We start from the raw sequence: 25735 nt of genomic DNA on the forward strand, positions 1-25735 counted from the left end.
GAAAAATAGTATGAAGAATTTTATAAAAAAATGAGTTTTTCTTTTTTCTGCATTAGCGCCTTTAATTGTTGTTAGTTGTGCAAATAACTCAAACAACAAAGAATATTTTTATAACGATTTAGAATACTTTACCGGGGTTGTGTTAGAATATAAAAGGCAAAATTCTATTAAAAATATTGAAGAAAATTATTTTTATTATATGTGAGAAAATAACAAAGAAAGTGCTGGTGAATTTCAACCTTTGTTCAAAGATAAATATGTTTTTATTAAATCAGTAGAAGAACTTAATAAATTATTTTTAGATAAATTTAACTTAGATTATGTTAAGAAATATTATCAAACATTTAAAAATAAAGTTTATTTTGACATTAATACTCTAACAGCCGAAAAACTAAAACAAATGAACAAAGTAGAGTTTCAAAAGATTTATCTAAGAAATCAAGATGTTAATGAATTCTTTAAGACTAAGAATTTGTTAATGTATGAAACAGGTAATGAAAATTCTGTAATTTCACAATATAATTTAGTTCCAGATTACAAAAGTAACAATACAGCAAATTTACATTTTTGGCTTATCAATTTAGAACAATTAGGTGTTAAATATGATAACAAAAACAGTTTGCAAAAAACACATATAACTATGAATGTAAAATATATTGATAAATCCATGACTATCACTGTTAATAAAAATCCAAGTAATCAAGAGGTAAAAAATCTTTATGAATATTTGCGAAAATACACAACTTTAGCAACTTCAGATGTTTAATAATTTAACATAAAAACAAACAAGCAAGAAAGCGTAAAACAAATAGTTTTTAAATTTGAATCGTCATAGCAAATTGCCGTGGCAATTTTTAATTTAAATTTGTAAAGCAAGACAAAAAGATTAACAACTAATTGTGTTATTCTTTTGGAACCTTAAAAAAAGTTGTGTATCTATAACTGAGTTATTTTCACAAAAAAAGATTTTGAAAAAAATATTAAAAAAAGAGTGAAACTCCTTTAAAATTGTAAGTGATATAAAACAAAGGAGAACACATGACAGATATTATATCAAAAAACTTATTAATTTCAGAAAAGATTAATGAAATAAAAGAAAATGGTTTTAAATTCGTAGCAGAATTTTCAAGAGACATCATTACTAATATAATGAATGCAATCTTAAAAGAAGAGTTTGATGAGAACTTAAAATTTGAATTTGAAAATTCTAAATATGAAAAGAAAAATACACGGAATGGTTATTATACAAGAGCACTAGATACACCGATCGAGAAAGCATTATTAAATGTTCCAAGAGATAGAGCAGGAAGAATTAAAAGTAAATTATTTGCCAGATATAGCCGAAGAAGTGATGATCTTACTCAGATGATAATGTCCTTTTGCAAACTAGGTGGTTCTTATAAAGAAATCACTGATTTCATTGAGAATTCTACAGACATAAAAATGTCAAGACAAACAATTTCTAATATCTTTACTACTACAAAGGAAAAGGTAGATGAATTCCAAAATAGAAAGCTACCAAAGAAATTTCAAGCAATTTTTCTTGATTCTTCTTACTTTTCCATTAAACGAGGAAGTTATGCAAAAGAAGCTATAAATATCGTTATGGGAATTGACGAAAATGGCTATAAGCAAGTGCTAAACTTTGAAATTTGTCCAAATGAAAAAAAGGAATTTTTAGAGAATTATTACTAAAAATTAAGGAACAAGGTGTAGAAGAAGTTGAAATTTTTGTCTTTGACGGTTTACCTAGTTTAGAAAATGTTGTAAATGAAATTTTTCCAAAATCTAAGACTCAAAGATGTCTAGTACACATTCAAAGAAATATTGTGTCTAAAGTAAGGGTTTCAGATCGTAAAAAAATTTCTAATGATTTTATGTTAATTGCAAAACAAAGTAATATAGCTGAAGCACAAAAAGAACTTGAAAATTTCGTTGCAAAATGAACTTTCAAAGGTTATAAAAAAGAAGTCTCATATCTTTTGCAAATGCAAAATTTATTAACATTTTTTGATTTTCCACCTGAAAAGCGTAAATCTATTTATACAACAAATCCAATCGAATCCTTAAACTCGAATATGAAATTGATTTTAAAAAGAAAGGTTTCATTTCCTAGTACGGAAAGTTTATCATTGCTTTTAGCACATATTTTTAATAACTGAAATATTGGTTAAACTTCAATTTGACATTGAAAAACCCGCAAAATATAAAGCAAAAGAACAAAAGATTACTTTTGTTCACTTTATTTTGCGGGTTTTTCAAAAAAATTTTTAAATTTTCTTATAAGATGCTATTATATATATAACTTAGATTTTTATTAAAATACACAACAATTTTTATAATGTCGTTTTTTTTGCTAAGTATAGAAAAATAGTAAAAATTTAGGGTTAATTTTACTCTTCCTAGTTTAAATTTCTATATAATAGTGATATAAATTCAAAAATAATATCAAGGAATAAAAAATGAATGATGAAAAATTAGAATTAGTTGAGATCTTTTTCAAAAAAATTAAAGGTAAAACTCCAGAAGAATCAAGCAAAAACCACGATGGTTCAAAGGGTCATTGACTAGAAAAACAATTTGGAATACTACCTAATGCAAATGATGTAGCAGATATTATGGGTTATGAATTAAAAAGTGATACTAATTCTGTTACTTCATTTGGTGATTGATCAGCAAATGAATATATTTTTGATAGTGGAAATTATCAAAAATACTTTAAAGGTGAAAACAAAAATCAAAGAAAAGATTCTTTTTGTAGGATTTTTGGACATCCGAATCCTAATAAAGATAATCGCTTTTCTTGATCTGGGAAAGTGATTCCTAAAATAGATATTTATAATGACTATGGACAGATTTTACAAATCACATCTCAAAAAGATATCGTTATCATATATTCATTTTCTAAGGATAAAAGGGAAGAAAAAGTAGATATATTACCAAAACAATTACAAATTGAAAATCTCGTTCTTGCAAAATGATACGGTATATATCCTCTTGAGAACAAGAACACCTTACAAAAACGAATTAATCGTAAATTCAATCAAAATGGGTGATTTACTTGTAAACAAAATCAAACAGGGTATTATAAAATATGCTTTGGAAGAAAAATAAGTTTTAATGATTGATTACAAGGTGTTAAAAGTGGAGATATTTATTTTGATAGTGGAATGTATGAAGGAAATACTAGAAAATATTCACAGTGACGGGCAAGCAATAAATACTGAAATTCTTTAATCATCGAAGAATATGAATAATACTATATATACAGTGATTTAGATTAATTTATACTTCTTCATATACTTAATCATTGCTTTTGCTAATGAATCAATTACATTAATACATACAGAATTACCAAATTGTTTGTATGCTTGGACATTTGAAACACTAATAATAAAATCGTTAGAAAACCCTTGTAATCTAGCACATTCACGTGGTGTTAGCATTCGAGGATTTTTATTTTCTTGCTCAATCAATACTTCGCTTCCATCTTTATAATACCTTGCACTAATTGTATTTATATATTTACTTGCTTTGTTAAACAAACTAAATCCAAATCCATTTCCTTTTTCTTTATGTTCTTTTTTACGACGTAAATGTCCTTGATATAACTTATCAGAAATGGTATATTTTTCATTTACTTCATCAAATAAAATCTCAGATAAACTTTTAAAACCATCACCAGATTTAGGATAGACAAATTCATCAAAGTTATTTGGTAAATAATCTTTGTTAAATCCGATGATAAAAATCCGTTCTCGATTTTGTGGAATACCAAAATCTTTTGCATTTAAAACTTCAGGAATAGGAACATAATAATTTAATTCATCTAAAATCCTGTGAATAATTTTTAGTGTTTGACCTCTGTTATGTCCCTTTAGTTGCTTAACATTTTCTAATAAAAATGCTTTTGGACGCTTTGTTTGCAAAATTTCTGCAATATTAAAAAACAATGTTCCTCTAGCATCTTCGAATCCTTTTTTTAATCCTGCTTGCGAAAAAGGTTGGCATGGAAATCCAGCTAGTAAAATATCGTGATTAGGAATCGAAATAGCAGGAATTTTAGTAATATCACCATAAGGAATTTCACCAAAGTTGTTTTTATAAGTTTTTTGTGCAAATTTATCTCATTCAGAAGAAAAAACAGTTTTTCCGCCATTTTGCTGAAATCCTATTCTAATTCCTCCAATACCAGCAAATAAATCAATCATTGTAAAAGAATATTTCTTGTTTTTATCGATTGCATAAGGTGGTTTTGTATTAAAATTTATTACTTTTTGATAAATTTCTATAGGAATTTCTGCTGTATTCTCTTCTCATAATTTCATTTGTTTTTCTTGTTGTTTATTTAAGTCCAATGCATCTGAAAATTCTTTACGAGTTATTCCTAAAACACTCCTTTTTCGAGAAATTATATTTTGATTTTTATCCATTTGTTTCATACTATTCCTTAAAGATATCCAAAATATCACTTATTTGACAATTTAGATAATTACAAATTTTAACAAGTGATGAAGATGAAATATGTTGATTGTGAACTAAATCAGTATATGTAGTTGAACTAATTCCTACTTTTTTAAATTTTGTTCTTAAAATATGCATTTGTTTAAGTTTATCTCATAATTTTTGAAAACTAATTTGCATAATATAAGTATAATAAAATTCCTTAAAAAATGAATATTATATCGAAATTCTTAATGTGTTAATTTGTAACAGTTGATAAAATGTTATATAATTATAAAAAACAGTAAAGTAAACAAGGACATAAAAATTAACAGAAAATTAACTTTGTATCATCTCAGAATATTGCTGAGGTGATTTTCAATCTAAAACAGATTGAATTCGTTTTATATTATATCAAATTATGTATTGGTGTATTAGTTTTTTTAATTCATTGAAAGTAATTTTTGAATAATCAACCTTTTTTTAGTCATTCAGATTTTAAGCAAGAAAATCAATATTCGATTTCTCTATCATCCAAAGAATTACCGCTCTAGAGAATGAAACTTTTCCATTCATTCTTTCTATCATATCAATATAGTATTTTGAAGTATATTGATATCCATGATCCGAATGGATTATAAAAGAATTACGATTAAAATCTTTAATGTTTTTAAAGTTATTGATAACAAGTTTTAAGTTGTTTTTGGTGGATATTGAATATCCTAAAATCCTTTTAGTTTTATGTTCAATAATTGCAGATAAAAATATATGGTTTTGGAAAAGTTTTAGGTCAGCAGGAGCAGGGATATATGTTACATCAGTAGCGATGATTCCTCTAGAATCTTTATCATTAAAATCTCTTTTAACTAGATCTTCTTTTTGAAAATTTGTGTTCTTCTTTTCGCGAGCTTTTTTCTTATTACGAACAATTGATTTTATATTTAAATATTTCATTATTCTTCCTAAAGTCCTGTAATTTATGTATATTCCGTATTTTTCTCTTAATACAATAGACATTTTTACACGACCATAAACTTCTTTGTTTTCGTAAAAAACTTTCAGGATTATTTCTCTGTACTGCTCGTATTTTTCTTCCTTTTTGCTTATTGAATTTGTTTTTCATTTTGAGATAGTTTGTCTAGTTGCATCTAATATTTCTGCTATTTCATAATATCGAGTTGCGATAATTATTAGATCTTATCTGGTAAATTTTTCGAAATTTGGAACCTTAGATTTCTTGTCTTTCTTCGGTCTTCCAGAACCTGGTTTTCTTTGTGAACCACTTTTGGTTAATAATTGATTTTCCATATTTAAATTATAATATGAAACAATTTTTTTCAATCTATTTCTTAAACTTGTTGATTTAATAAAGATTAATTTTGGTTCGATTTCTTTCATAAAATGTAAAGCATTTTTGGTTCCTTCACTTAAATAAATTTCAAAAATTTTATCGAATTCTTCCTTCTTAAAATGCCTTGACATCGCATTCCTTTCTTTCATATTTTTTGGTCACGGACACCCCTAGGGGTGTTGGGTTAATCCTATAAATAAAACAAAAAGATTAACAGAATTAGTTGTTAATCTTTTTGTAATACTTTATCTTTTTTTTTTGAAAAAAATAGTCGCATAATTAAAATTAATAAAAATTTAAAAAAATTATTTGGTTTTTTAAAAAAAACCTGTATTATATTATCAGTAGCAATAGCAAGTGGGATCACCTGATACCATTCCGAACTCAGTAGTTAAGCCACTTTACGCCGACGATAGCCCAACGGTGAAAATAGGAAGCTGCTTTTTTTATACCTTTTGAGCAGCTTCCGAAAGGAAATATATGAAAACATTTAAAATTTGAAATAATGATAAAAAGCAAGAAGTTTTAGAATATCTTTATAAAAAAGACCCGATTCAATATTTATTTTTAATCTCTGATATCGAACAATACGGTTTACAAAATCAAAATATTAAAACTTTTGTTTTATATAACAAAAAAATAGAAGCAATTTTTTTAATGTTTTATTCTAATTTAGTTGTGTTATTTGATACTGATGCTATAAATATAAATGAATTTTTGAAAATATTAAATAATGAAGACATTCAAAACCTAATTATTGATACAAATTTTTATAACTTTTTAAATAAACATAAACTTATTGATTCGCTGGATTATATAGTAGAAAAAGAACAGATTGCTAAGTTAGATGTAAATATTTTTAACATGCAGACAAAAGACTTTTTAGCTAAATCTAAGCCAGTAACTGAAACTGACATCATAGAGGTTATCAATTCTAAAAAGCAAATTAAAGAATGAGGTGATGTTAGTGGACATACTTTAAATGTAGAATATTTAACTAATGAATTAAAAAGTGGATATTATCAAGCATACATCATTAAAGATGAGCAAAAGGTTATCTCACATGCTTCTATAAGTGCTAAAAACAAACAAGTTGCTATGATTGGTGGAGTATATACATTAAACCAATATCGTCGTCAAGGACTAGCTTATGATTGTGTAGTTAATTTAATTAGAAAACTTCTGTCTCAAAACCTAACACCTGTTTTATTCTTCAGCAATCCTGCTGCTGCTAAGATGTATTATAAACTTGGTTTTAAAGACTATGAGCAATTATTTGTATTGCATAAATAAAAGCACCACAATGGTGCTTATTTTATTTTTCTATCTTAATTTTGACACTTGGACCCATTGATGCTGAAACGGTAAGGTTTAACATATATGTTCCTTTAACAGCAGCAGGTTTAAGTTTTTTAATTAAGTTAATCAAGGTTTTTGCATTTTCAACTAATGCTTGTGTTGACATACTTGATTTACCGATTAATGAATGCACGATTCCAGCTTTATCAGTACGGTAATTAGCTTTTCCTTTTTTAAGTTCTTCAACAGCTTTTTCAGGTGCAGGAGTAACAGTTCCGGTTTTAGGATTAGGCATTAAACCTTTTGGTCCTAAAACTTTTCCATATTTACCTAATAAAGGCATCATTGTAGGGTCAGCAACCATAACATCAAAGTCAAAATCACTTTCTTTAATCTTTTGTTCAAGAGCAGGACCATCTAAAACAATATCTGCTCCAGCATCTTTAGATAATTTTTGTTTTTCTACATTATTTGTAGCAACAAGAACTTTAACAGTTTTACCTGTTCCGTTTGGTAATAATACTGCACCTCTAAGTTGTTGGTCAGCTTTACGAACATCTAAGTTTAAATTAAATGCTAAGTCAATTGAAGCATCGAATTTAGCATATGAAGTTTTTTTAGCTAATTCAATCGCTTCTGACAAATCATAAGCAATAGTTCTATCAAATGATTCGCGAGCATTTTTTAGGTTTTTTGAAATTCTTTTTGCCATTATTCTGCTCCTTCTTCTGCTTTATCATCTGAGTGTGTATGCACTTCTATAGCTTGACCTTTAGTTTCGTTTAATTTAGTTTGTGCCTCAACAAGAGCGGCCTCTTTTGCAGCAGCAGCAGATGCAGCCTTTGCAGCAGCTTTTGCTTCAGCCTTTGCTTTGAAGATATCATCATAACCTTCAACCAAAACACCCATTTGTTTTGCTGTTCCAGCAACTGTTGCCATTGCAGCATGGATATCATCGGTATTTAAGTCAGGAAGTTTGTATTCTGCAATTTCTTTAAGTTGTTCTTTTGTAATTGTTCCAACAATAGTTGTTTTAGAGTTTTTTGAGCCTGATTTTAATTTTGCTGCTTGCATAATTTTATATGAAGCAGGTGCTGTATAAAGTTTAAATTCAAAACTTTTATCTTTATATACTGTAATTTTTACAGGAACTGGTTCATCGCCTCTGTCTCTGGTTGCATCGTTAAATGCTCTGGTAAATTCAGGCATATTAACACCAACTCCAGCTAAGGCTGGACCAGGTTTCGCTTTACCAGCTAAAAATTGAAGTTTAGCAACACGGTGTATTTCTTTTTTTGCCATTTTTAAAATCCTTTCGATAATGGTGGTCTGTGATTTAATAATCTCCCACTTGTGGCAATTAATAAATTGCTTTTTAATTATATTAAAAAAATTTTTTTTCAAAACCTTTTTATAAATATTATTACTCTATACACAGAGATAAAAGTTATTCAAAATCTATCATTTCAAATTTATCAGGATGACTTTGAATTTCTTTTTGTAATTTATGTTTGAATGAATTTGGATTATTTTTACTTTCATATCCTAAGTAATCATAATCATATGAATTTAATAATCCAAATCCGTATCCATTATCACCAAGATTTTGCATAAACAATGCTACCATATTCATATCTTCATTGAAAACTAAACTACCTGATGCACCTGATGTTAAATCATACTTGTTATTAGGTAAATCATTTAAAATAAAACTTCTAAAATTTCCATATTTAGCAAACTCAGGTGCCTGTTGGTTGATTACAATATCATCAATTCGATTAATAATGTGTTCACGGTATCTTAGCCCACTATTTCCTGCATGTGAATCTTGAGGAAAAGAACTAAGATAAAATTTTACATAATTATCTGCACTTAGATATTTTGCTTGCTTACTTAGTTTTAAGTTAGGTAATTTTTTTCAGTTGTTCAAATAATTTAATACTTTTAAATCATTTGAATTTTTAGCTCTTTTTATCAGCTGTGCAATATCAATAATATTTATTGAAATGTCTGCTTCATTTAAATTACCTTGTCCATAAGGATCAGAAACCAACTTACCTTGTTTATTATATTGATTAGTTGCTTGTCAAAAGTTCAAAACAAAATCATTTCTTTCAACATCGATTGATATATCATTTGCTCAACTATTTACTTTATTATCATTAAAATCAGGGATTAATAATTTTTGTGGTATTCGAGGATTACCCCAATTATTATTAAGGATGTCACTAACATGTCTGTTAGTGATAAAGTAATACCTTTGATCATTTATATCAGTAGGTTTAACCTTAGCAATCATAGTAGAAGTTCCACCACCTAATACAAATACTCTTGCTTTAATCTTATCAAACATTGCATTTTGCTTATTAATTATCCGTTTACCACTATATACCATATCTTTTGGATTATATGCTAAACCATTTGATGCTAATTTTGCATATAAATCATCTGTATGATAATCTTCAGATAATGAAAAATTCATGTCATCATTTTGGTTTGATAAATAAGTAATTTCAGTTATTGTGGAAAATTTATCAAACATATCTTTATTTACATCATCAAAACTAAATGATTTTGTGTTTTGAGATTGCAAAACAACTTTTATCTTATCATTATCAAGGCTTGTAGCATATGAATAACCATTTATATTACCCTGAATCAACTTATCTTTAAGAAGTTCTTCTAAATCTATATCAATAACAATTGGTTGACTCTGAGTCTGTGTGTACATCCGATTTAGTATCTTGATAAATGTAAATCTAATTTTTCTTTTTGAAAAAGGTTTATTCAAAAAGTTTTTAATTTGTTTTTCAAAAACAAGATTATTGTTTTGGATTTCAAGTTCATTATTTTTTATATGCGAAAGCATAATTTGATGTTTTAAAACATTAATACTATCATTATTCTTCAAATGCACTTTTAAATCAGGAACATAAGAAAAAACTGATTTTCTAGGATTTTCATCCATATTTGGATAAAATCACTTAGGAAAATCACTATAGACTTGCCCTTGTGAAGTTATATATGTAAGAACTTTTTGCATCTCTGTTCTAAAGTAATTTGATACTATATTAATATTGTGTTCACTATTTTCTAATATAACAGAGTTAGGAAAAGAAGATTTATCAAAAATTTGTTTTGGGTTGTTTATATCACCTGGATATGTTAAATTAGAACTAGAATCAATTTTTTCTGTTGGAGAAAATTGATATTCTGTATTTGGTTTTTGACTTTCTTTTTTCTCAGATTCGATTGGTTTTTGTTCATTATCTGGTTTTTGTGAATCCTTGTCTTTATCAGGCTCTGTTATTTCTGATTTTCCTAGTTGCTCATTGTTATCAGGATTGATTGATTTTTTTGTTTCACCAGGTTTTTGTTCTGGACTTTGCTTTGGTTGCTGTGGTGTTTGTGGTTGGGTCTCGTCTGGTTTTGGTGCTTCTTTTTTTGCAGGTGGTTCAGTAGGTTTAGGTGTACATGGAGGTTTATCTTTACCTATAATTTCTATTGGGTTCGATGGTTGCTGCGAAATTATTCCTTTATTTGGATCATGCTCTTTTTGTGTGTTTTCAGGTTTATGGGTCACATTACTCTGACAAGAAACATAAAGCACCGATGACGATACTAAAATTATGCTTAATAAAGATTTAATTTTCATTAACGTTTTGTCCTTGAGTAATAATATGTATTAAGCAATGAATTAACTTTATCATCAACCCCTCATAATCTTGCGTGGATGATATTTTTATCACTTTCATCTACTTCATAGATTTTTACTGCTTTAACATCGTAGGTATTATCATCCGATACAAAATAATTTCTACGAATTAACTTGTAATCAAGTTGAGTAGATGGGGTATAATTAATTAAATTAAAATTGGTTACATTTGGATACTTTTCTGATAAAACTTCAAAAAACTTAGGTGCCATATCTTCATCGATAATCATATGCGAAAACCAATAACCCATTGTATTCAAAACTTCTTCTGTTTCTTCTTTAACTTGTGATTTTTTATAATTTTCATCTTCTTTTTGCTTTATATTGAAATAAAATTGCTCAAAAAACTCTTTGAATAACGGATTATCAAATTTTTTAACAGCTAAATCACGAAAATTTTGTAAGTCTGCATCATGAAGTTGATCGTGTTCTAATGTTTTCTTATAAATTTCAATTAATTCATTTTTGAAATTGTTAAAAATTGTTGTTGGATCGGGACTAAATTTATATTCTTTATTATTTTTTTCAAGTTCTTCTGCTGCCACTAAAAACACATCGCGCATTTCAGAAGTGAGATATTCATCATACATATCAATAATATTTTTGTTAGTATTAATGTTATTTAAATGTGCATAAAAAGCATGTGAAAGATTATGATACAAAGTCTTTTCAGTTGGTTTGGAAATAGTTTCTGAAACAACTAAACCATCTACTAATAAGATGTTTTCACGAAATTTTATTGCTTCTACTGTTCCATCATCAACAGTTACATTTTTCTCAACTAATTTACCATCTTTATATTTATTAAAGGTAAATCCATTATCAGCTGCATAATAAGTATCCAAAGCATCTCCGTTATACATAATAGCTGAATTTACATTACCGTTTTTTGTATTTAATAATGCTTGCACTATGGCTTGTCCATCTCCGTTAAATGACAATGTATTTGATGTATTAGTAATATTTTGTCCAGTAGATTTATTAACCATCTCTACAAAACTATTAACTATTCTTTCATAATTATCTAAATCTACCTTACCACTATGTGGTGTAAGTTTTGTTGCTTTTTTAGGAAAATAATAAGAAGAACCATACAAAAGTTCAGCACGCACTGCATCGGTTAACACCATATCTTGATACCCGTTTTTAAAAGCTGTATTTATTAAGTTAAATAATGAATTAGGTTTCAAATATTCGGAATATAAATGTGTATCTTCTTTTTGTGGGTCAACAAATTTAGATGTGTTTTTGGGATCTTTTGCTTGCTGAAGTAATTCATCACGATTTTTTTGAAAATCTTCATCAGTTAGTAATTTTCCGAAAGTTTGATTTGTCGGTTTACCACTTTGTTTATGCTTTGCATAAGCAAAAACTGCATCTTGGATATAATAAGGAACAAAATATTGTCATAAATGCTTTTGTGGTCTATCAATATCCTTTAATTCTTCATCATAACTAGCAAGGTGATTAAAAACTATCGGTGTATAAATTTCTTGTAATTTCTTTTTTAATTGGTTTTCGGTCTTTATCATCTGATTTGGGTCACTTATTTCAAGTAATTGGTTAAAATCTATTGGTTTAATTAATCCTTTCTTAATTAAACCAATTGCTTGAAAGTCGCTTCCGATTCCTGCAACGGCTTTATGGTTATTTAATGCAATAGTAAAGTCTTGAATTTCATTAAATTCCTTATAATCAAAGTCTTTATTAATAAGGTCTCGATTAACATCATCGATATATGATTTATAGTTAAAAAATGCTGGTTTAAATGGTGATTCTACCTTTGCAGCAACTACTGCTGCGACTGCAATTCCTGCTGCAACTGCTCCTGAACCGAGCAATCATCTTTTGGTGTATTTACTACTAAAAATGTTTCTATTTTTTTCCATCTCTTCCTTGAGTTATTTTTTGTAAAATTATTTTATTAAATTCTGAAAATTCAAAAGAAAAAAATAAAAAAAGCTCGGATATCCAAACTTCTTTTAGCATCATAAGCCGTGTTCTGTTCCTTAAAAAAGGTGCTGATAATTTATCTAACATAAAATATGTTTTGCTTGCTAATTCATTTATTAACTTACAATTCCCCTACCAAATTTGGGTTTCTAGTTCATGGAGTTTACCGCGTTTCACAATTCTCGTCTCTGTGGCACTAGTCGTCTAAGCTTAAACTTATTAGGTTTAACATGATCACTACTAACATCGCAGTTAGTACTAGCACGGACTTTCCTCTACTTTTTAAAGCAGCTATCAGCTAATGCAAATGATATTATATATCAATTATGTGTATTAAATAAATTATTTTGCTTTCATAAAGCAAAATGAATACTTATAAAATTTATATTTTATAATTATGTTTTTTATAAAAGATAGATATAATTTATAGGATTTTTCAAAATTATAGAAAAAGGGAGGTTTGTTTGGCTAACATTAAATCTAAGATCAAAAGCATTGTCAAGATGGAAAAAGCTCGTCAAAGAAATGCTGCAATGAAATCTAGAGTTAAAACCGCAATCCGTAAAGCTCGTGAAGCAGTTTTAGCAGCAGATGAAAAGGCAGCATTATTAGTTGCACAAGCTCACCAGGTAATTGCTAGAGCAGTTACCAAAGGTGTTTTCCATAAAAATAAAGGTGCTAGAAAACACTCACGTTTAGATCAATTCGTTAATAAGACAAAAGAATCTAAATAAACTTTGACAAGCTAAGGCTTGTTTTTTTAAACCTTTATTCACATTTTGATGAATAATTTGTAGTTTCAATTACTTTTAGAAAAATAATTTATAATATAAAAATAAAGGTGGTAGAAATGATTAAAAAAATACCGAAGATTAGGTTTAAAGAATTTAATGAAGAGTGGAATTATGAAGTTTTAGGGAATCTTGTTGATAAACAAAAAAGTGATTTGAAAGTTTCAGAAATAAAAACTGATGGAAATGTAGATATTTATGGTATTGATGGAAAAATAGGAAAAAGTTTTTTGAGAGAAACTTTTAATGAAGATATTGTAATCATATCAAAAGACGGTTCAGTTGGTAAATTACAAATATTACCTAAAAATTCTTGATTTACATCAACATTAGAAGGAATTTTCATAAAAGAAAAATCATTAATTAATAACAATTTTCTTTATCTAGTTTTAAATAATATTAAATTTGACGAATTTGTTGTTGGAACAAGTATCCCACATTTATATTTTAATGATTATAAGAATCTTAATATTTTCTTACCTTCTTTAAATGAACAAAAAAAGATATCAAAATTAGTTTTTTCGTTAGATTCATTTATAAAACTAATTCAGCAAAAACTCGATTTTTTTTATTGTGTAAAGCAAACTTTTTTATCAAAAATGTTCCCTGATCAAAATTCAAAATTTCCTAATATTCGTTTCTCTGAATTTACTCACGCTTGAGAACAGGATCTTTTGGGAGATATGATGTATAAATACTCAGAAAAGAATCAAAACAACTTTTTTAATAAAGATGATGTATTGTCTGTTTCCGGCGAATACGGTGTACTAAATCAAATAAAATTTTTAGGAAGAAGTTTTGCAGGAAACAACCTAAGAAATTATAAAGTTTTTGATGTCTGTGATATAGTTTACACAAAGTCGCCGTTAAACAAGAATCCTTACGGAATAATAAAAGTTAATTCTTTTAAGAAGGGTATTGTTTCAATTTTATATTCTATCTTTAAACCTTATAAAGATAAATTATATTCTAAATTTATTGAACATTTCTTTTTATCAGATTCAAGATTAAATAATTTTCTTTTTCCTATTATACAAAAAGGTGCTAAGAATACTTTAATAGCAAATGATGATGAGTTTTTGAAACAAAAATTGTATTTCCCTTCTCTCCCTGAACAACAAAAAATCTCCCAACTTTTCACTTCTTTAGACTCCATCCTTTCACTTCATCAGCGTAAGTTAACTATGCTCAAGAATCTTAAGAAAAAATTGTTAGAAAAAATGTTTGTTTAATTCACCAAACACAAAATAATTAAGTATTTAATTTATATCATAATATAGTGATATAATCATTTACTTAAATGTTAAATTGTTATAAAATATCCTATTAAGAGGTTAAAATGAAAAAGAAAAAATTTTATTTAAGTATTTTAAAAGGAACAGTTTTTGTTTTACCAATTACAACCATTGCAGCATCTGGTTGTGATTTATTAAATTCAGAAAAACAAGATAAGCAAGAACCTGGTGTTATTCCTATTAAGGGTAATCCCGAACCTTTACCTGTTAATCCATCTCCACTTCCTGCTCCATCTCCAATTGAAAATCCACCTCATCCTAATCAACCTGTCGAACCTATTGGAACTATTAAACCACCAAAGCAAAATGTTTCAACACCAACAGAACCAGTAGAACCCCAAAAACCTATCGATACAAAACCTGATGATGGCGAAAAACAACCCCCTATAAAATCAGGTGGTGAAAATAAACAAAGTCCTTCTGATAACCAACAAACACAGCCTGAAAACCACGATCCTGTTCCAAAACAAGAACAAAAGCAAAAACCAGAGCAACCTAAATCAAAAACTGATAATGAAACAAGTGGTGGGATGCAAAATCCAACACCTTTACAAAAAAAAGATTTTCTTTTTGGTAACATCCTTAAAATTCAACCTAATGAAGTTTATTGAGCAAACGGACTTAGTCAAGAACAAAAGGATGCTGCATTAAATGCTTATAATAAACCTTCGGTTTCTAATATTGAAGATATTAAAGAAAAAACAGATAATACAGGAAGAAAATATTTAGAATACCAAGATCCTTTTACTAATGTTTTATTTAGAGATTATGCATATCCAATCGAAGGTACAAAAGATTTTAGATACCTTCTCGGAAAGCACGGATTGATTGCTTTAGCACAAGAATTTAAACGTAAAGTTCCTTTTGGCCCAGAAGTATATGATTTGCAGGCTATAAATATTGATGATTTTAATGTAATCAATGCACAGGCAAACGGATTATACATTCCAAATATTAAAAATATTTTTATTAATGGTAGTAATTATGCTGAAAAGGGATTTAATGAATATGAAATAATTGGTGGTCTAATGCCAACTATTTTCCATGAATATATGCACCATTGATCAGATTCATATTCTGAGGCAACCTTACCTAGCACACCAACTGCTTTAATAGATCAAAGAATTAGAGAAAACACTAAGTTTGCTACTATTATTTACTATAATCCAGGTTTAAATATCGAAGAAAATGACAACAGTCACTCACATGGACTAAAACAATATTGAAATTCTTATTTTGCTAATAATTTCTATAAACTATTAAATTATGATGTTGATGAAATCGGATATATTTCTGATGAAGATGCTGCGATATTTAACAGATTTAATGACGGAACATTTATGGATAATCTAGATAATTTCCTATTTAGACGTCTTTCTCCTCGAGACATCTGAGAAATAGCAAATGATGAAAATGCACCAAGAAGATTACAAAGATTTCAAGGTGTTGATAATTTTTACTACTCACCATCCTTAGCTTTTAAACTTGATTATGGAAGATTAAAATATAATTATTCATTAACCGAGTTGGTTCCTCGAGAATACTCTAAATATGCTTTTGAATCATATTTTTCAATCAATGCACCAAATCAAGCCGCATATAATGACACACAACAAAAAGCAACAATTAACTGATTCGGTGTTCATTATTTTAAAAACGATGGAAACGGAAATATTTCAAAATACTTCAGTCCTTCTGCGATAGCTGAAGATTGATCAAAAGTATATATGAACAACTTTGATAGCAGTTATCGCCAAGGAACTTTCTTGAATGGATATCGAACTTTAGATGGACAAAATGACACTAGAGTAGTAAATGCGACTATGACACCTAACTCTGTATTTGATATACGACCATATATTTTTGAAAGAGATTATCCGGTAGGTTATGACATTTTAGGTCAACCAGTTTATGAAAAAAGACTCTACCATTTACCTGAAAGAAAAACAATCAACCGTTCTCAAAAGTTTTATGATTTATTTTTAGCGACTATGGGATACGGAAAATCAATTAATCAGATGTTTTATCAAAACCAATGGGGTTGAAATAATAAGCAAGTTTATGTCGATGAGACTAAAGCAAACCAAATCAAATTCTCAGGTTTTCTTCCAACTAAAAAATACACCGGTTTAGTTTTAAAAGATCCTAGCTCTACAAACTATACCAAAGCTTATTTCAACTATTATGATACATTTTCTTTCTTTGGACATAAAACTCTTGATACAGGTGCAACAGTAGTTAAAAACGGGTATATAACCGATGATCGCAAGGAACAAATTGCTAATCGTATTTATCCTGGACACAGTAATGATACATCGATGCCAGAATTAAACAGAGCATATTACAGTTATATTACTAAGGATTTTGTTAGTGTAAAACCTGATCAACAAGTATTTTTATGAGAAGACAAAAACAATGATGGACAAGTACAATCTGATGAACTTAATACTTCTGATATTAGTTTACCAAAAAACAGATGAGTTACATCTGGTCGTGCCTGAAATACTAGTCAACCAGCATTTAAAAAGTTTAAGTTGTCACAAAATGCAGATGGAAAGGTTTATATTAGATTAGCCTAATGCAGTGAGATTTCAACGAATTAAAGGTGGGTTCAATCGTTAATGTCCAAGCATATAAACACGATGGATTTTTATACCGTCAGTGATCTAATACCAAGGTGATTTTTCATAATAAAAGACATATTGTGCTTTCGTTAAAAGGAACTAAGGTTACTGAATCACAAAGTAATGGTAAAGGATGAAAATACAAAGATGATGCTATTTGATTTATACCTAAAAATTCATTATACAATACTATTGTTTTATTAAAGAAGGGATTGGGTAAATCTTTTTATACTAATTTAGCATCATATCCTATCTATGAAGAAGATACAATTAAATTTATTGATTATGATTTAGATCTAAAAAGTTATCCGAACAAAGATTTACAAATAGTTGATAAAGAAGAATTTAAAACCAATTCTGCTAAGTTTAAATATCCCAAAGAGCTAAAAGAAATGATTTATAAGGAAATAACTGAAGTTGTTAATTTATATAACAACGATAAATATTTCTTTAATGATGAAATAATTCTTTATTATCTTGAAATTATGTTAAAAGATAAATTAATCGATCAAAAAACTTATATGAGTTTTTATAAAATGTATCATAAAAATTATCAAGAAGAAACTCAGATGCTAAAACAACTTAGCAACTACAGTGTAAAAAAATTATACAAAAAGCAAGTATAACTTGCTTTTATTTTACTTTCAGCATCAACAATAACTCGGTATAAATAGAATTCATTTTGGTAACTGAAACTGCTTCATTTTTTATCAACATCCTTTTGTTTTTATACTGCAATAAATTTATATCTTCACTATTTAAAAGTTGTTTTGGTTTCTTTTTTTTAAATTTCTTTATGTAATTTTTATAAAACTAAATAAGTAAAAAATAAATATTTTACTCAAAAAAACTAATTACGCTCAATAATTTGTTTTGTATCTAAATTAATTATTGTGCTGGGTTTTCCGCTTCCTACTCCAAAATCATAAACATTTTTTATCATTGGAAATACTTTTTGAGCATCTTTTATATTTATCGGTTTGTATCCAGAAATATTGGCACTTGATACATACATTGGTCCATTTTTAATAAGAAAATTAATTAATTGATTATTATTTGGAATTCTGAAACCTTGGTTATTTACAATTATAGTAGTTGCTCCGGGTCACTTTTGTTTTGCTATATCATCTGCTTGTTTATTTCACTGTTTAAACTTTCTTACTTGTTCAATGTTACCAATTAAGATTATAACTTTTTTGTCTGTTTTTCTTTGCTTAAGTCTATATATTTGCTCTAAAATATCATCTTGAACGGGTCCACCGAGCCCAACTACTGTATCTGTTGAACATATAAACATTTCATCATAAACTGAATTCATATCACATTCCTTAAATATATTATACTACGAAAGAACAAGGATATCCTTGTTCTATTTATTTAAATATAAATTCTATATTTGGTTCACCTTTAGAATCAAAAGTAAGTTTTTGATTACCTAAATCAACTAAATATGATTTAGATAATAATTTTATTAAAGATGTTTTAGTTAATGAGCCAGATATTATTTTTATAACCTCTGTTGTAGGATCGTAATACTTTTTCATATCCTTAACTCATATTCAAGTATCGTTTAAATTATTCTGGATTAAATCCTCAAATTTTTTAAATCTTCTTTGCTGAGTTTTTGTTATTGTATGTGGTTTTTTAAATGTCTCAAGAATATTTTTGCTAAAAAAGTATTGTGATTTATAAGGTTTTAATTTTATAACTGATTCAGTTATTTCCTTGTGTAATTTTATTGATTCAGTCAATTTACTTATTTTACTTTCTTTTTGTTTTATATCTATTAATATTTTATTATTAGATATATCTATTTTATCAACACCATTATCAATAACTGAATATAATTTATCATTAAAAACATATCAATGTAAATTGCTATCATATGAGAAATCATATCAAGGTTCGGTTGATTTAGTGCTAGGTTTATAATCGGGTGAATAACTGACATCAGACTCATCTAATTCTCGAACAAACAAAAGATTAATTAATAATTTATTTGTACTTTTTATAGGCAGTATTTCCACTACCATGTTATTCTTATTGTTATAAAATATTTTATTCTTATCTGAAAATATATTTTTAATCTTATCATAGGTTCAATTGAAATTATATGAATCTTTTATTTTAATAAATGGTAATTTTTTATTTGAATCCTCTGTAATAACTTTATAAAATGCATTTTCCTTGTCTATAATTTCATCTAAATTAAGATTATCATCAGTGAATATAAAATTATTTATAGAGAATTCTTTTTTTAGTGAATCTATATATAAATCATTTTTCTTTTCAAACTCTGTTTCTTTTTCTTCTTCAACAGTTTCATGCTTACTACATGCAACAGATGTGGGTAAAATGCTAATTGCCAATAAACTAGATAAAATTTTTATTTTTTTATCTAACATACTATGTCTCTAGTTTACTTCTTGATTCATATATTGTATTTCTATCAGTTAAGATATAATACATATATTTAGTTTGTAAAAATATGTCTGTAAAATTTTTTCTTAGTTTTATTTGCAGTGTTGCTTCATAAGGCCAATCCTTATAATATTGATTAGAAAGCATTATTCGATTTGTTGCAGAACCATAATCATCAGAAAAGGATTTATAATTAGATTTCATTGTAGAAACATGATACTGTTTATATATTCATTCAGGAGTAGCATATATTTCACTTTTTATATGTACATCAAATATATTTACATATTTTTGAATGGTTTCTTTTGAAAGTTTTTCCCACTCACGATATCATTGTTGAAATAAATCTGAATAACTAGAATAAACAGCAAGAAAATTATCACTTCCAGAAATTAATGTTTTATAATTAATTTCTTTATCATTTGAGTAAAGATCTCGTATGCTCTGCTTATGAACATTATCTGCAAAAAATTTCATTCTCTCTCAATTAAAAAAACCTGCACCAATATTGTCTGGTAAGTCAAATATATGATCTCCATATTTTCTTAAATCAAAACTTGCCATTAAAATTGCTTTTAACTCCGGAACATCAAATTCTGAATCTGGTCTTTTTATTGTTTCAAGTAAAGCAGAAGCTGCTAGAATAACTGGAGTGGAATTACTTGTCCCACTTCATCTAGTTACATCTGGATCATCAAGGGTTGTATCTGTGTTATATCAATTATCATTTAATAAAAGCGATTGATCTGAAAACTCTGTTGGTCCTAAACCTAATGGTGAATCTTCAAAGTTCTTTATTTTTATTTGCGAATAATCTTTTATCTTATCTGTATAAAAATCATATGCTCCTATTATAAATGTATTTTTGCTTCTTTGAATTTGACTGGGTTTTTTTCAAAATTCATTATTTATATCCAATAGTTCATTAAATTTTATTAACAAATTTTTTATTTCACTGTCTATCTCATTTTCATTTATATAATCAGATAATGTTTCCTTAAATATTTTAACTTTTTCTATTATTCCAGTACCAAAATTACCAGCAGAAATAAAAAATTTCATATTATTATCAAAAGCATATTTGTCTAGCAAAGCACCCTCTTCTGAATAATCTTTATTTATAATCTTTTCTAATTGTCATATTATATCGTTAATTTTTGATGTATTCTTTTCTTTTATAAAATCTTCAAATTCTTCTTTATTCAAATAATTTAAAACATTATCAGAATAACTCATATTAATGTATTTAACACCGTTTTTTCGGAAGAATTCTAGGTTTTCAGTCAATATATCTAAATCACTTGCTGCATAATTTCTTTTAAAGCTTGTTGAATAAATTTCTGCATTCTTAAGTAAACCACCATCACCAGCAATTATTGATGCTATATTTGTTGCATGCTCGTTTTTTTCTCAATAATTCAAAAATGTAGATTTATTGTTTTCAAATTTAAATATTTTTTCGTCAGTCAATCTTGAATCATATACAACTCTATCGCTATTAACTAAATTTTGATCATTTGCATATTTGATAATGTTATAGTTATCTAAAGGTAGCTGCTCATCAATATTATTAGTTGTTTTACCGTTGAATTTCATCATTCTAAAATCAACTAAACCAGCATCTATAATACCGATTTTTATCTTTTTGTCTGTCCTCTCATATATTCCTAATTTATCCCATAAAGTCTTAAAAATTGTGTCATACTTCTTAATATTTCTTGGTTGATTATTAAATATAGCAGACATTGTCAATGGAATAAATGTAATACCAATTAAAGCAATTACTTGTTTTATTATTTTTCTGACTTTCATAATAACTCCTAATAAAATTATACTCTTTTATATGAAATTATTTCCAATTATTATATTCAATCAATTTCGACTTATAAATTTACTATAAAATATCTATAATTTTTTTCTTTTGTATATAATTTACATATGCCAGAATACCCAGAAGTCACAGTTGTACAAAAATCTTTAAACAAACACATTAAAAATCAAAAAATAACTAAGGTTGAAGTAAAAATTACCAAACTTATTAAAAACACTGATACACAAGGTTTTATTAACTTTTTAGTTAATAAAACGATTATCAATGTAGAAAACTTTGGTAAATTTTTGGTATTTAATTTTAATGATAAAAGTCGACTAATTTCGCATCTGAGAATGTCTGGTAAATATTTTATTAGAGAATTAAACGACCCACTTTTATATGCTTATAAACATGATTGTATATACTTTCGGTTAGAAAATAAAGTCTTAGTTTATAATGATTCTCGGATGTTTGGGTCCTTTGAGATAATTGAAAATACAGACAAAAGAAGTTTATATCAAATTAAAAATCTTGGATTACTTCCTGCTGATACAGATGTGGATAGACTATTCGAAAAGTTAAAGCACAAAAGCATTAGTATAAAAAAGGTTCTACTTGATCAATCACTTGTTCTAGGAATTGGTAATATCTATGCTGATGAATCCTTACATCGTTCTAAAATATACCCTATGACCCCTGCTAATAAAATATGTAAACAAGAACTTAAAACTTTGCTGATGAATGCTCAAATGATAATGGATGATTCGATTGTAAAAGGTGGAAGTAGTGTTCATACATATTCTTCTGTTAATGGGATAACTGGTAAGTTTCAAAATGATTTGTATGTTTACGGAAGAGAAAAGAAGCAATGCTTACAATGTAAGAAAACAGATATAATAAAAGTAAAATTAGATTTTAAAGAAAACGGTAGAGGAACATCATATTGTCCTACTTGCCAAAAGGAGAAAAGTGTCTAAAAAATTAACTTTAGTTATTGATATGCTTAATGGTTTTACAAAATTCGGTCCTTTATCTAGTCCAAGAATTAATTCGATTATTCCTAATATTGCTAATGTTTTGAAACATTCTGAAAATATTTTGTTTGTCTGTGATGCTCATTCTGAAAATGATTTAGAAATGCAGCAATACCCGATCCATTGTTTAAAAGGTTCTGATGAGGCAAAAGTTGTTGACGAACTCCAACCATATTTAGATTCTAAAAATGCTAATATTGTTTATAAAACTACTACAAACGGATTTTACGATGTTGATCCAAAGTTTTGGGATCTTTATGATGAATTTGAATTCGTAGGTTGCTGCACCGATATTTGTGTATTACAATTTGTTCTTAGTTTAAAAACTTGATTCAATAAAATTGGTAGTGACAAAAAGATTTCAGTTATCTCAAGTGCTGTTGAAACATTTGATACCCCAGAGCATAACGGGGACATTATGCACAATAATGCTTTGAAACTCATGGAAAATGCAGGGATTAAAATTGAAAAATAATACATTAGATTTGCACGGTGCATACACACAAGATGCAAAACCTAAAATCCAAGAAATGATAATGGATTTAGAAGATTTAAGAGTATCAGAAGTTGAAATAATCACCGGTAAAGGTAGTGGTGCTTTGCAAACTACTTTAGAAGATTTTATTCGAAACTATAACAAAACACATAAAATAAAGTTGGTTTATAAAACTATAAATCAAGGTGGTTCATATCTTATTTATTTAGAACAGCAAGATAGATTTTCATATGATGAATATCATTATTATAATGCAATTAAAAAAAGAATTTCAGATGACTTTGATAAAATGGTTTCTGAATTTAAGAAATAATCCGTTTATACTATAAACAAGGAATAAACGGATTTTAATATCAATTATTTCGTTGCAATAAAATTTTCTCATTTAACTCTTGTTTCTTTGTTTGAATTTCTTCTTTTCTTTTATTAACAATAAAAATCATTTGTTCTAAAAATAAGTCGCGCATTACTCTATCATTTCATATTTTCTTAGATAACCTAAGTGAAGGTAAAATTTCAATCGGAATTTCTTGCGAACCTTTAATTTTATGAATATCATCGTGTTTTATTAATAAGGGCGGATTTTTTTTATTAGTTAAACTTTTTAGATATTCGATATATTTATCATAGGTTAATATTTGTGCATTTAATGACTGAATTTCACGACGTATATCAAAAATTTTACCTATTAATTTATGTGCTGTAAACTTATTTTTATATAAAAATGCTAATTTCTTGCTGTCATCAAGATTATATATTCTGAGATCATTATGCATCTGGTTTTTAACTTTTGCATCTATATGATATATATTTCTTCCATCTAATAACATTGCTAAACCATATCAACAGGCAATTCTACCATCTTCGGTATTTTGTTTTATCATAGATAAAACAGGGTGTTTTATAGTTTTTGCAATGTTTTTAATGTTTTCAAAATACTTAGAAGTAGAAAATATTGAATCTGGGACTACATTATCAAGCTTAACCTGAATAGTTGAAAACTTTTTAACAGATATTTTAAAAAGTTTCTCCATAATTCAATTTTCTGGTCCAGCTCCTCAACCATAAAATACACAATTTGATGCAACAGGGATAAATTCTTTATCACCAATCAATGTTTGTATATCTTTTGTTATTTTCTCTCTAAGTTGAATTAGTGCTTTTTCATATGTGATATTTTTAAAACGGATGATTCCAAATCTGTTTTTGTAACTACCACCCTTAAAAGTTCCGATAGAATAACAATAAGGTAAATCTTTATGGTAATTTACACTATCTTTAAGTTTGCTCTTGTGAATATTTAAATAATTAACTGTAACTGCTTCAAAATCAATAAAAAAGATTTGTTTTTCCATATTATTCCTTTATTTTTAAAATTTCTATTTTTGATTTTATAAGCTCTTCTTCTAGTTCTGCAATTCTATTCAACTCATTTTCTAAAGACTGTGCTTGTGCTAAGATCGGTTTAGTTACTGGATCTTTTGGAGCGAAAAGTTCACAGGTTTCATTAGCTGCAATAACTGAAATATCATGTGTGTTTATTTCTTTTGCTATATTTATAATTTCATTTTTATCATAGGTTAAAAGTGGCCTTAAAACAGGTAAATTTGTAACACTTCCAATTGTATACATTGATTCTAGAGTTTGTGAAGCTACCTGTCCCAAGTTTTCACCATTAGAAATACCTAAATACCCATATTTTTGTGCTAACTTATCTGCAATACGGTAAAAACTGCGTCGCATTAGATTGATTTTGTATGCAGGTTTTGACACAAATGAAATATAGTTCATCAGATGTGAATAATCTGCCTGAATCAAATGTGAACTTATTTGATATTTATTTAAAACTTTAACAAGTGATATTATTTTATTAACAGTTTTTTTATCAGTTTGTGGTGGAGTTAAAAAAGTAAGAAAATCAACTTTAACTCCTCGCTTCATCATCAAATATGCAGCAACAGGAGAATCAAATCCACCAGAAATTAAGTGCAAGACTTTACCAGATATCCCTACTGGTAATCCTCCTAATCCTTTAATATATTCAGAAAAGACATATGTATATTTATTGCGAACTTCTAGATAAATTATTTGATTCGGATGATGCACATCTACTTTGGTTTTTGTTTTACTTAAAATAAATCCACCTAATAAGTTATTTAATTGTGCTGAATTATATTCAAATTTCTTATTATTCCTTCTTGCTTCAATTTTAAAGGTTTTAGAATCAGGTTTTAATAACTTTAATGATGCTTCTTTAAATGCTTCTAACGAATTTTCTACTACCAAAACAGGAGAATACGAACTAATACCAAATACATAATTTAGTTTCTTTATATTTTCCTCACTATAAGGTAGATACATTCGATCAAATTCTACATCAGGTTTTATACCAACTATATGTGTTATGTTATTTGAAAGTTGATTGATAAATAACTTGCGATTACCTTTCTTTAAAACTAACTCTCCGTACCGAATTAAAATTTTATTATACATATATCTC

Annotated in this window: 23 protein-coding genes, 1 rRNA gene, 1 other RNA gene and 1 pseudogene; 12 read left to right on the plus strand and 14 right to left on the minus strand. The window is 27.3% G+C overall.

Annotated elements, in window-relative coordinates:
* The 3 genes and pseudogenes from ACXYRO_RS00005 to ACXYRO_RS00015 form a co-directional block, all read left to right on the plus strand.
* Window positions 1-766 (plus strand): hypothetical protein (locus tag ACXYRO_RS00005; RefSeq protein ID WP_458613922.1); only part of this gene is annotated, 766 nt, incomplete at its 5' end.
* Window positions 767-1149: 383 nt separating this feature from the next.
* Window positions 1150-2174, plus strand: a pseudogene (locus ACXYRO_RS00010) (IS256 family transposase).
* A 288-nt stretch (window positions 2175-2462) separates the two neighbouring features.
* The gene (locus tag ACXYRO_RS00015) at window positions 2463-3257 is read left to right on the plus strand and encodes an LlaMI family restriction endonuclease (protein WP_458613923.1); all 795 of its coding nucleotides are present in this window, start codon (window positions 2463-2465) and stop codon (window positions 3255-3257) included.
* 18 nt (window positions 3258-3275) lie between these two features.
* Here the strand turns inward: ACXYRO_RS00015 and dcm are convergent, their stop codons facing one another.
* From dcm to ACXYRO_RS00035, 4 genes are all read right to left on the minus strand, one after another.
* Window positions 3276-4442 carry a DNA (cytosine-5-)-methyltransferase gene (gene dcm / locus ACXYRO_RS00020; protein ID WP_458613924.1) on the minus strand — a complete coding sequence of 389 codons (1167 nt, stop codon included), beginning with the start codon at window positions 4440-4442 and terminating at the stop codon, window positions 3276-3278.
* Window position 4443: 1 nt separating this feature from the next.
* Window positions 4444-4644 (minus strand): helix-turn-helix domain-containing protein, encoded by a 201-nt coding sequence (locus tag ACXYRO_RS00025; RefSeq protein ID WP_458613925.1) that lies wholly within the window; start codon window positions 4642-4644, stop codon window positions 4444-4446.
* Window positions 4645-4941: 297 nt separating this feature from the next.
* Window positions 4942-5634: an IS3 family transposase gene (locus ACXYRO_RS00030; RefSeq protein WP_458614018.1), complete on the minus strand. Its 693-nt coding sequence runs from the start codon at window positions 5632-5634 to the stop codon at window positions 4942-4944.
* 6 nt (window positions 5635-5640) lie between these two features.
* Entirely contained in the window at window positions 5641-5925 is a 285-nt protein-coding gene (locus tag ACXYRO_RS00035; RefSeq protein WP_458613926.1) for a hypothetical protein, read from the minus strand.
* Window positions 5926-6134: 209 nt separating this feature from the next.
* On the opposite strand from ACXYRO_RS00035, the gene rrf reads away from it, so the two are divergent.
* A 5S ribosomal RNA gene (rrf, locus tag ACXYRO_RS00040) occupies window positions 6135-6240 on the plus strand.
* Between the two features lie 34 nt (window positions 6241-6274).
* Window positions 6275-7087, plus strand: coding sequence for a GNAT family N-acetyltransferase (locus tag ACXYRO_RS00045; protein WP_458613927.1), 813 nt, complete (start codon window positions 6275-6277; stop codon window positions 7085-7087).
* A 22-nt stretch (window positions 7088-7109) separates the two neighbouring features.
* Here the strand turns inward: ACXYRO_RS00045 and rplA are convergent, their stop codons facing one another.
* The 5 genes from rplA to rnpB all read right to left on the minus strand — a co-directional run bounded on the left by rplA (window position 7110) and on the right by rnpB (window position 13067).
* Window positions 7110-7805 carry a 50S ribosomal protein L1 gene (gene rplA / locus ACXYRO_RS00050; protein WP_458598172.1) on the minus strand — a complete coding sequence of 232 codons (696 nt, stop codon included), beginning with the start codon at window positions 7803-7805 and terminating at the stop codon, window positions 7110-7112.
* The gene (rplK, locus tag ACXYRO_RS00055; RefSeq protein WP_458613928.1) at window positions 7805-8395 is read right to left on the minus strand and encodes a 50S ribosomal protein L11; all 591 of its coding nucleotides are present in this window, start codon (window positions 8393-8395) and stop codon (window positions 7805-7807) included. The genes rplA and rplK overlap by 1 nt, the downstream gene beginning before the upstream one ends.
* Window positions 8396-8540: 145 nt before the next feature.
* Complete coding sequence (locus tag ACXYRO_RS00060; protein ID WP_458613929.1) at window positions 8541-10748, minus strand: hypothetical protein; 2208 nt, start codon at window positions 10746-10748, stop codon at window positions 8541-8543.
* The gene (locus ACXYRO_RS00065; protein ID WP_458613930.1) at window positions 10748-12697 is read right to left on the minus strand and encodes a type 2 periplasmic-binding domain-containing protein; all 1950 of its coding nucleotides are present in this window, start codon (window positions 12695-12697) and stop codon (window positions 10748-10750) included. The genes ACXYRO_RS00060 and ACXYRO_RS00065 overlap by 1 nt, the downstream gene beginning before the upstream one ends.
* A 98-nt stretch (window positions 12698-12795) precedes the next feature.
* Window positions 12796-13067, minus strand: an RNA gene (gene rnpB / locus ACXYRO_RS00070) — RNase P RNA component class B.
* A gap of 158 nt (window positions 13068-13225) precedes the next feature.
* Here rnpB and rpsT point away from each other — a divergent pair.
* From rpsT to ACXYRO_RS00090, 4 genes are all read left to right on the plus strand, one after another.
* Window positions 13226-13495 carry a 30S ribosomal protein S20 gene (gene rpsT, locus ACXYRO_RS00075; protein WP_458607751.1) on the plus strand — a complete coding sequence of 90 codons (270 nt, stop codon included), beginning with the start codon at window positions 13226-13228 and terminating at the stop codon, window positions 13493-13495.
* A 116-nt stretch (window positions 13496-13611) separates the two neighbouring features.
* Window positions 13612-14784: a restriction endonuclease subunit S gene (locus tag ACXYRO_RS00080; RefSeq protein WP_458613931.1), complete on the plus strand. Its 1173-nt coding sequence runs from the start codon at window positions 13612-13614 to the stop codon at window positions 14782-14784.
* A gap of 107 nt (window positions 14785-14891) precedes the next feature.
* A complete protein-coding gene (locus ACXYRO_RS00085; RefSeq protein ID WP_458613932.1) occupies window positions 14892-17426 on the plus strand; it encodes an MYPU_1760 family metalloprotease in 2535 nt (844 codons plus the stop codon).
* A complete protein-coding gene (locus tag ACXYRO_RS00090; protein WP_458613933.1) occupies window positions 17426-18097 on the plus strand; it encodes a DUF402 domain-containing protein in 672 nt (223 codons plus the stop codon). The genes ACXYRO_RS00085 and ACXYRO_RS00090 overlap by 1 nt, the downstream gene beginning before the upstream one ends.
* Before the next feature lie 224 nt (window positions 18098-18321).
* On the opposite strand, the gene ACXYRO_RS00095 is transcribed toward ACXYRO_RS00090, so the two are convergent.
* The 3 genes from ACXYRO_RS00095 to ACXYRO_RS00105 are packed head-to-tail and all read right to left on the minus strand — an operon-like array spanning window position 18322 to window position 21704.
* Window positions 18322-18789: an L-threonylcarbamoyladenylate synthase gene (locus ACXYRO_RS00095; RefSeq protein ID WP_458613934.1), complete on the minus strand. Its 468-nt coding sequence runs from the start codon at window positions 18787-18789 to the stop codon at window positions 18322-18324.
* A 55-nt stretch (window positions 18790-18844) separates the two neighbouring features.
* Window positions 18845-19876 (minus strand): hypothetical protein, encoded by a 1032-nt coding sequence (locus tag ACXYRO_RS00100; RefSeq protein WP_458613935.1) that lies wholly within the window; start codon window positions 19874-19876, stop codon window positions 18845-18847.
* 1 nt (window position 19877) lies between these two features.
* Window positions 19878-21704 carry a S8 family serine peptidase gene (locus ACXYRO_RS00105; RefSeq protein WP_458613936.1) on the minus strand — a complete coding sequence of 609 codons (1827 nt, stop codon included), beginning with the start codon at window positions 21702-21704 and terminating at the stop codon, window positions 19878-19880.
* 126 nt (window positions 21705-21830) lie between these two features.
* Here ACXYRO_RS00105 and mutM point away from each other — a divergent pair, with 126 nt between their 5' ends.
* The 3 genes from mutM to ACXYRO_RS00120 are packed head-to-tail and all read left to right on the plus strand — an operon-like array spanning window position 21831 to window position 23548.
* The gene (gene mutM / locus ACXYRO_RS00110) at window positions 21831-22682 is read left to right on the plus strand and encodes a bifunctional DNA-formamidopyrimidine glycosylase/DNA-(apurinic or apyrimidinic site) lyase (protein WP_458597837.1); all 852 of its coding nucleotides are present in this window, start codon (window positions 21831-21833) and stop codon (window positions 22680-22682) included.
* Window positions 22675-23214, plus strand: coding sequence for a cysteine hydrolase family protein (locus ACXYRO_RS00115; protein ID WP_458607439.1), 540 nt, complete (start codon window positions 22675-22677; stop codon window positions 23212-23214). Before mutM ends, ACXYRO_RS00115 begins: the two co-directional genes overlap by 8 nt.
* Window positions 23204-23548, plus strand: coding sequence for a Smr/MutS family protein (locus ACXYRO_RS00120; RefSeq protein ID WP_458597839.1), 345 nt, complete (start codon window positions 23204-23206; stop codon window positions 23546-23548). The genes ACXYRO_RS00115 and ACXYRO_RS00120 overlap by 11 nt, the downstream gene beginning before the upstream one ends.
* Before the next feature lie 34 nt (window positions 23549-23582).
* Here the strand turns inward: ACXYRO_RS00120 and ACXYRO_RS00125 are convergent, their stop codons facing one another.
* Window positions 23583-24590, minus strand: a complete 1008-nt coding sequence (locus tag ACXYRO_RS00125; RefSeq protein WP_458613937.1) for a hypothetical protein — start codon at window positions 24588-24590, stop codon at window positions 23583-23585.
* A 1-nt stretch (window position 24591) separates the two neighbouring features.
* Window positions 24592-25728 (minus strand): tRNA uracil 4-sulfurtransferase ThiI, encoded by a 1137-nt coding sequence (gene thiI, locus ACXYRO_RS00130; protein ID WP_458613938.1) that lies wholly within the window; start codon window positions 25726-25728, stop codon window positions 24592-24594.
* Window positions 25729-25735: the final 7 nt, after the last annotated feature.

This window comes from Mycoplasma sp. 4013, from assembly GCF_054353875.1.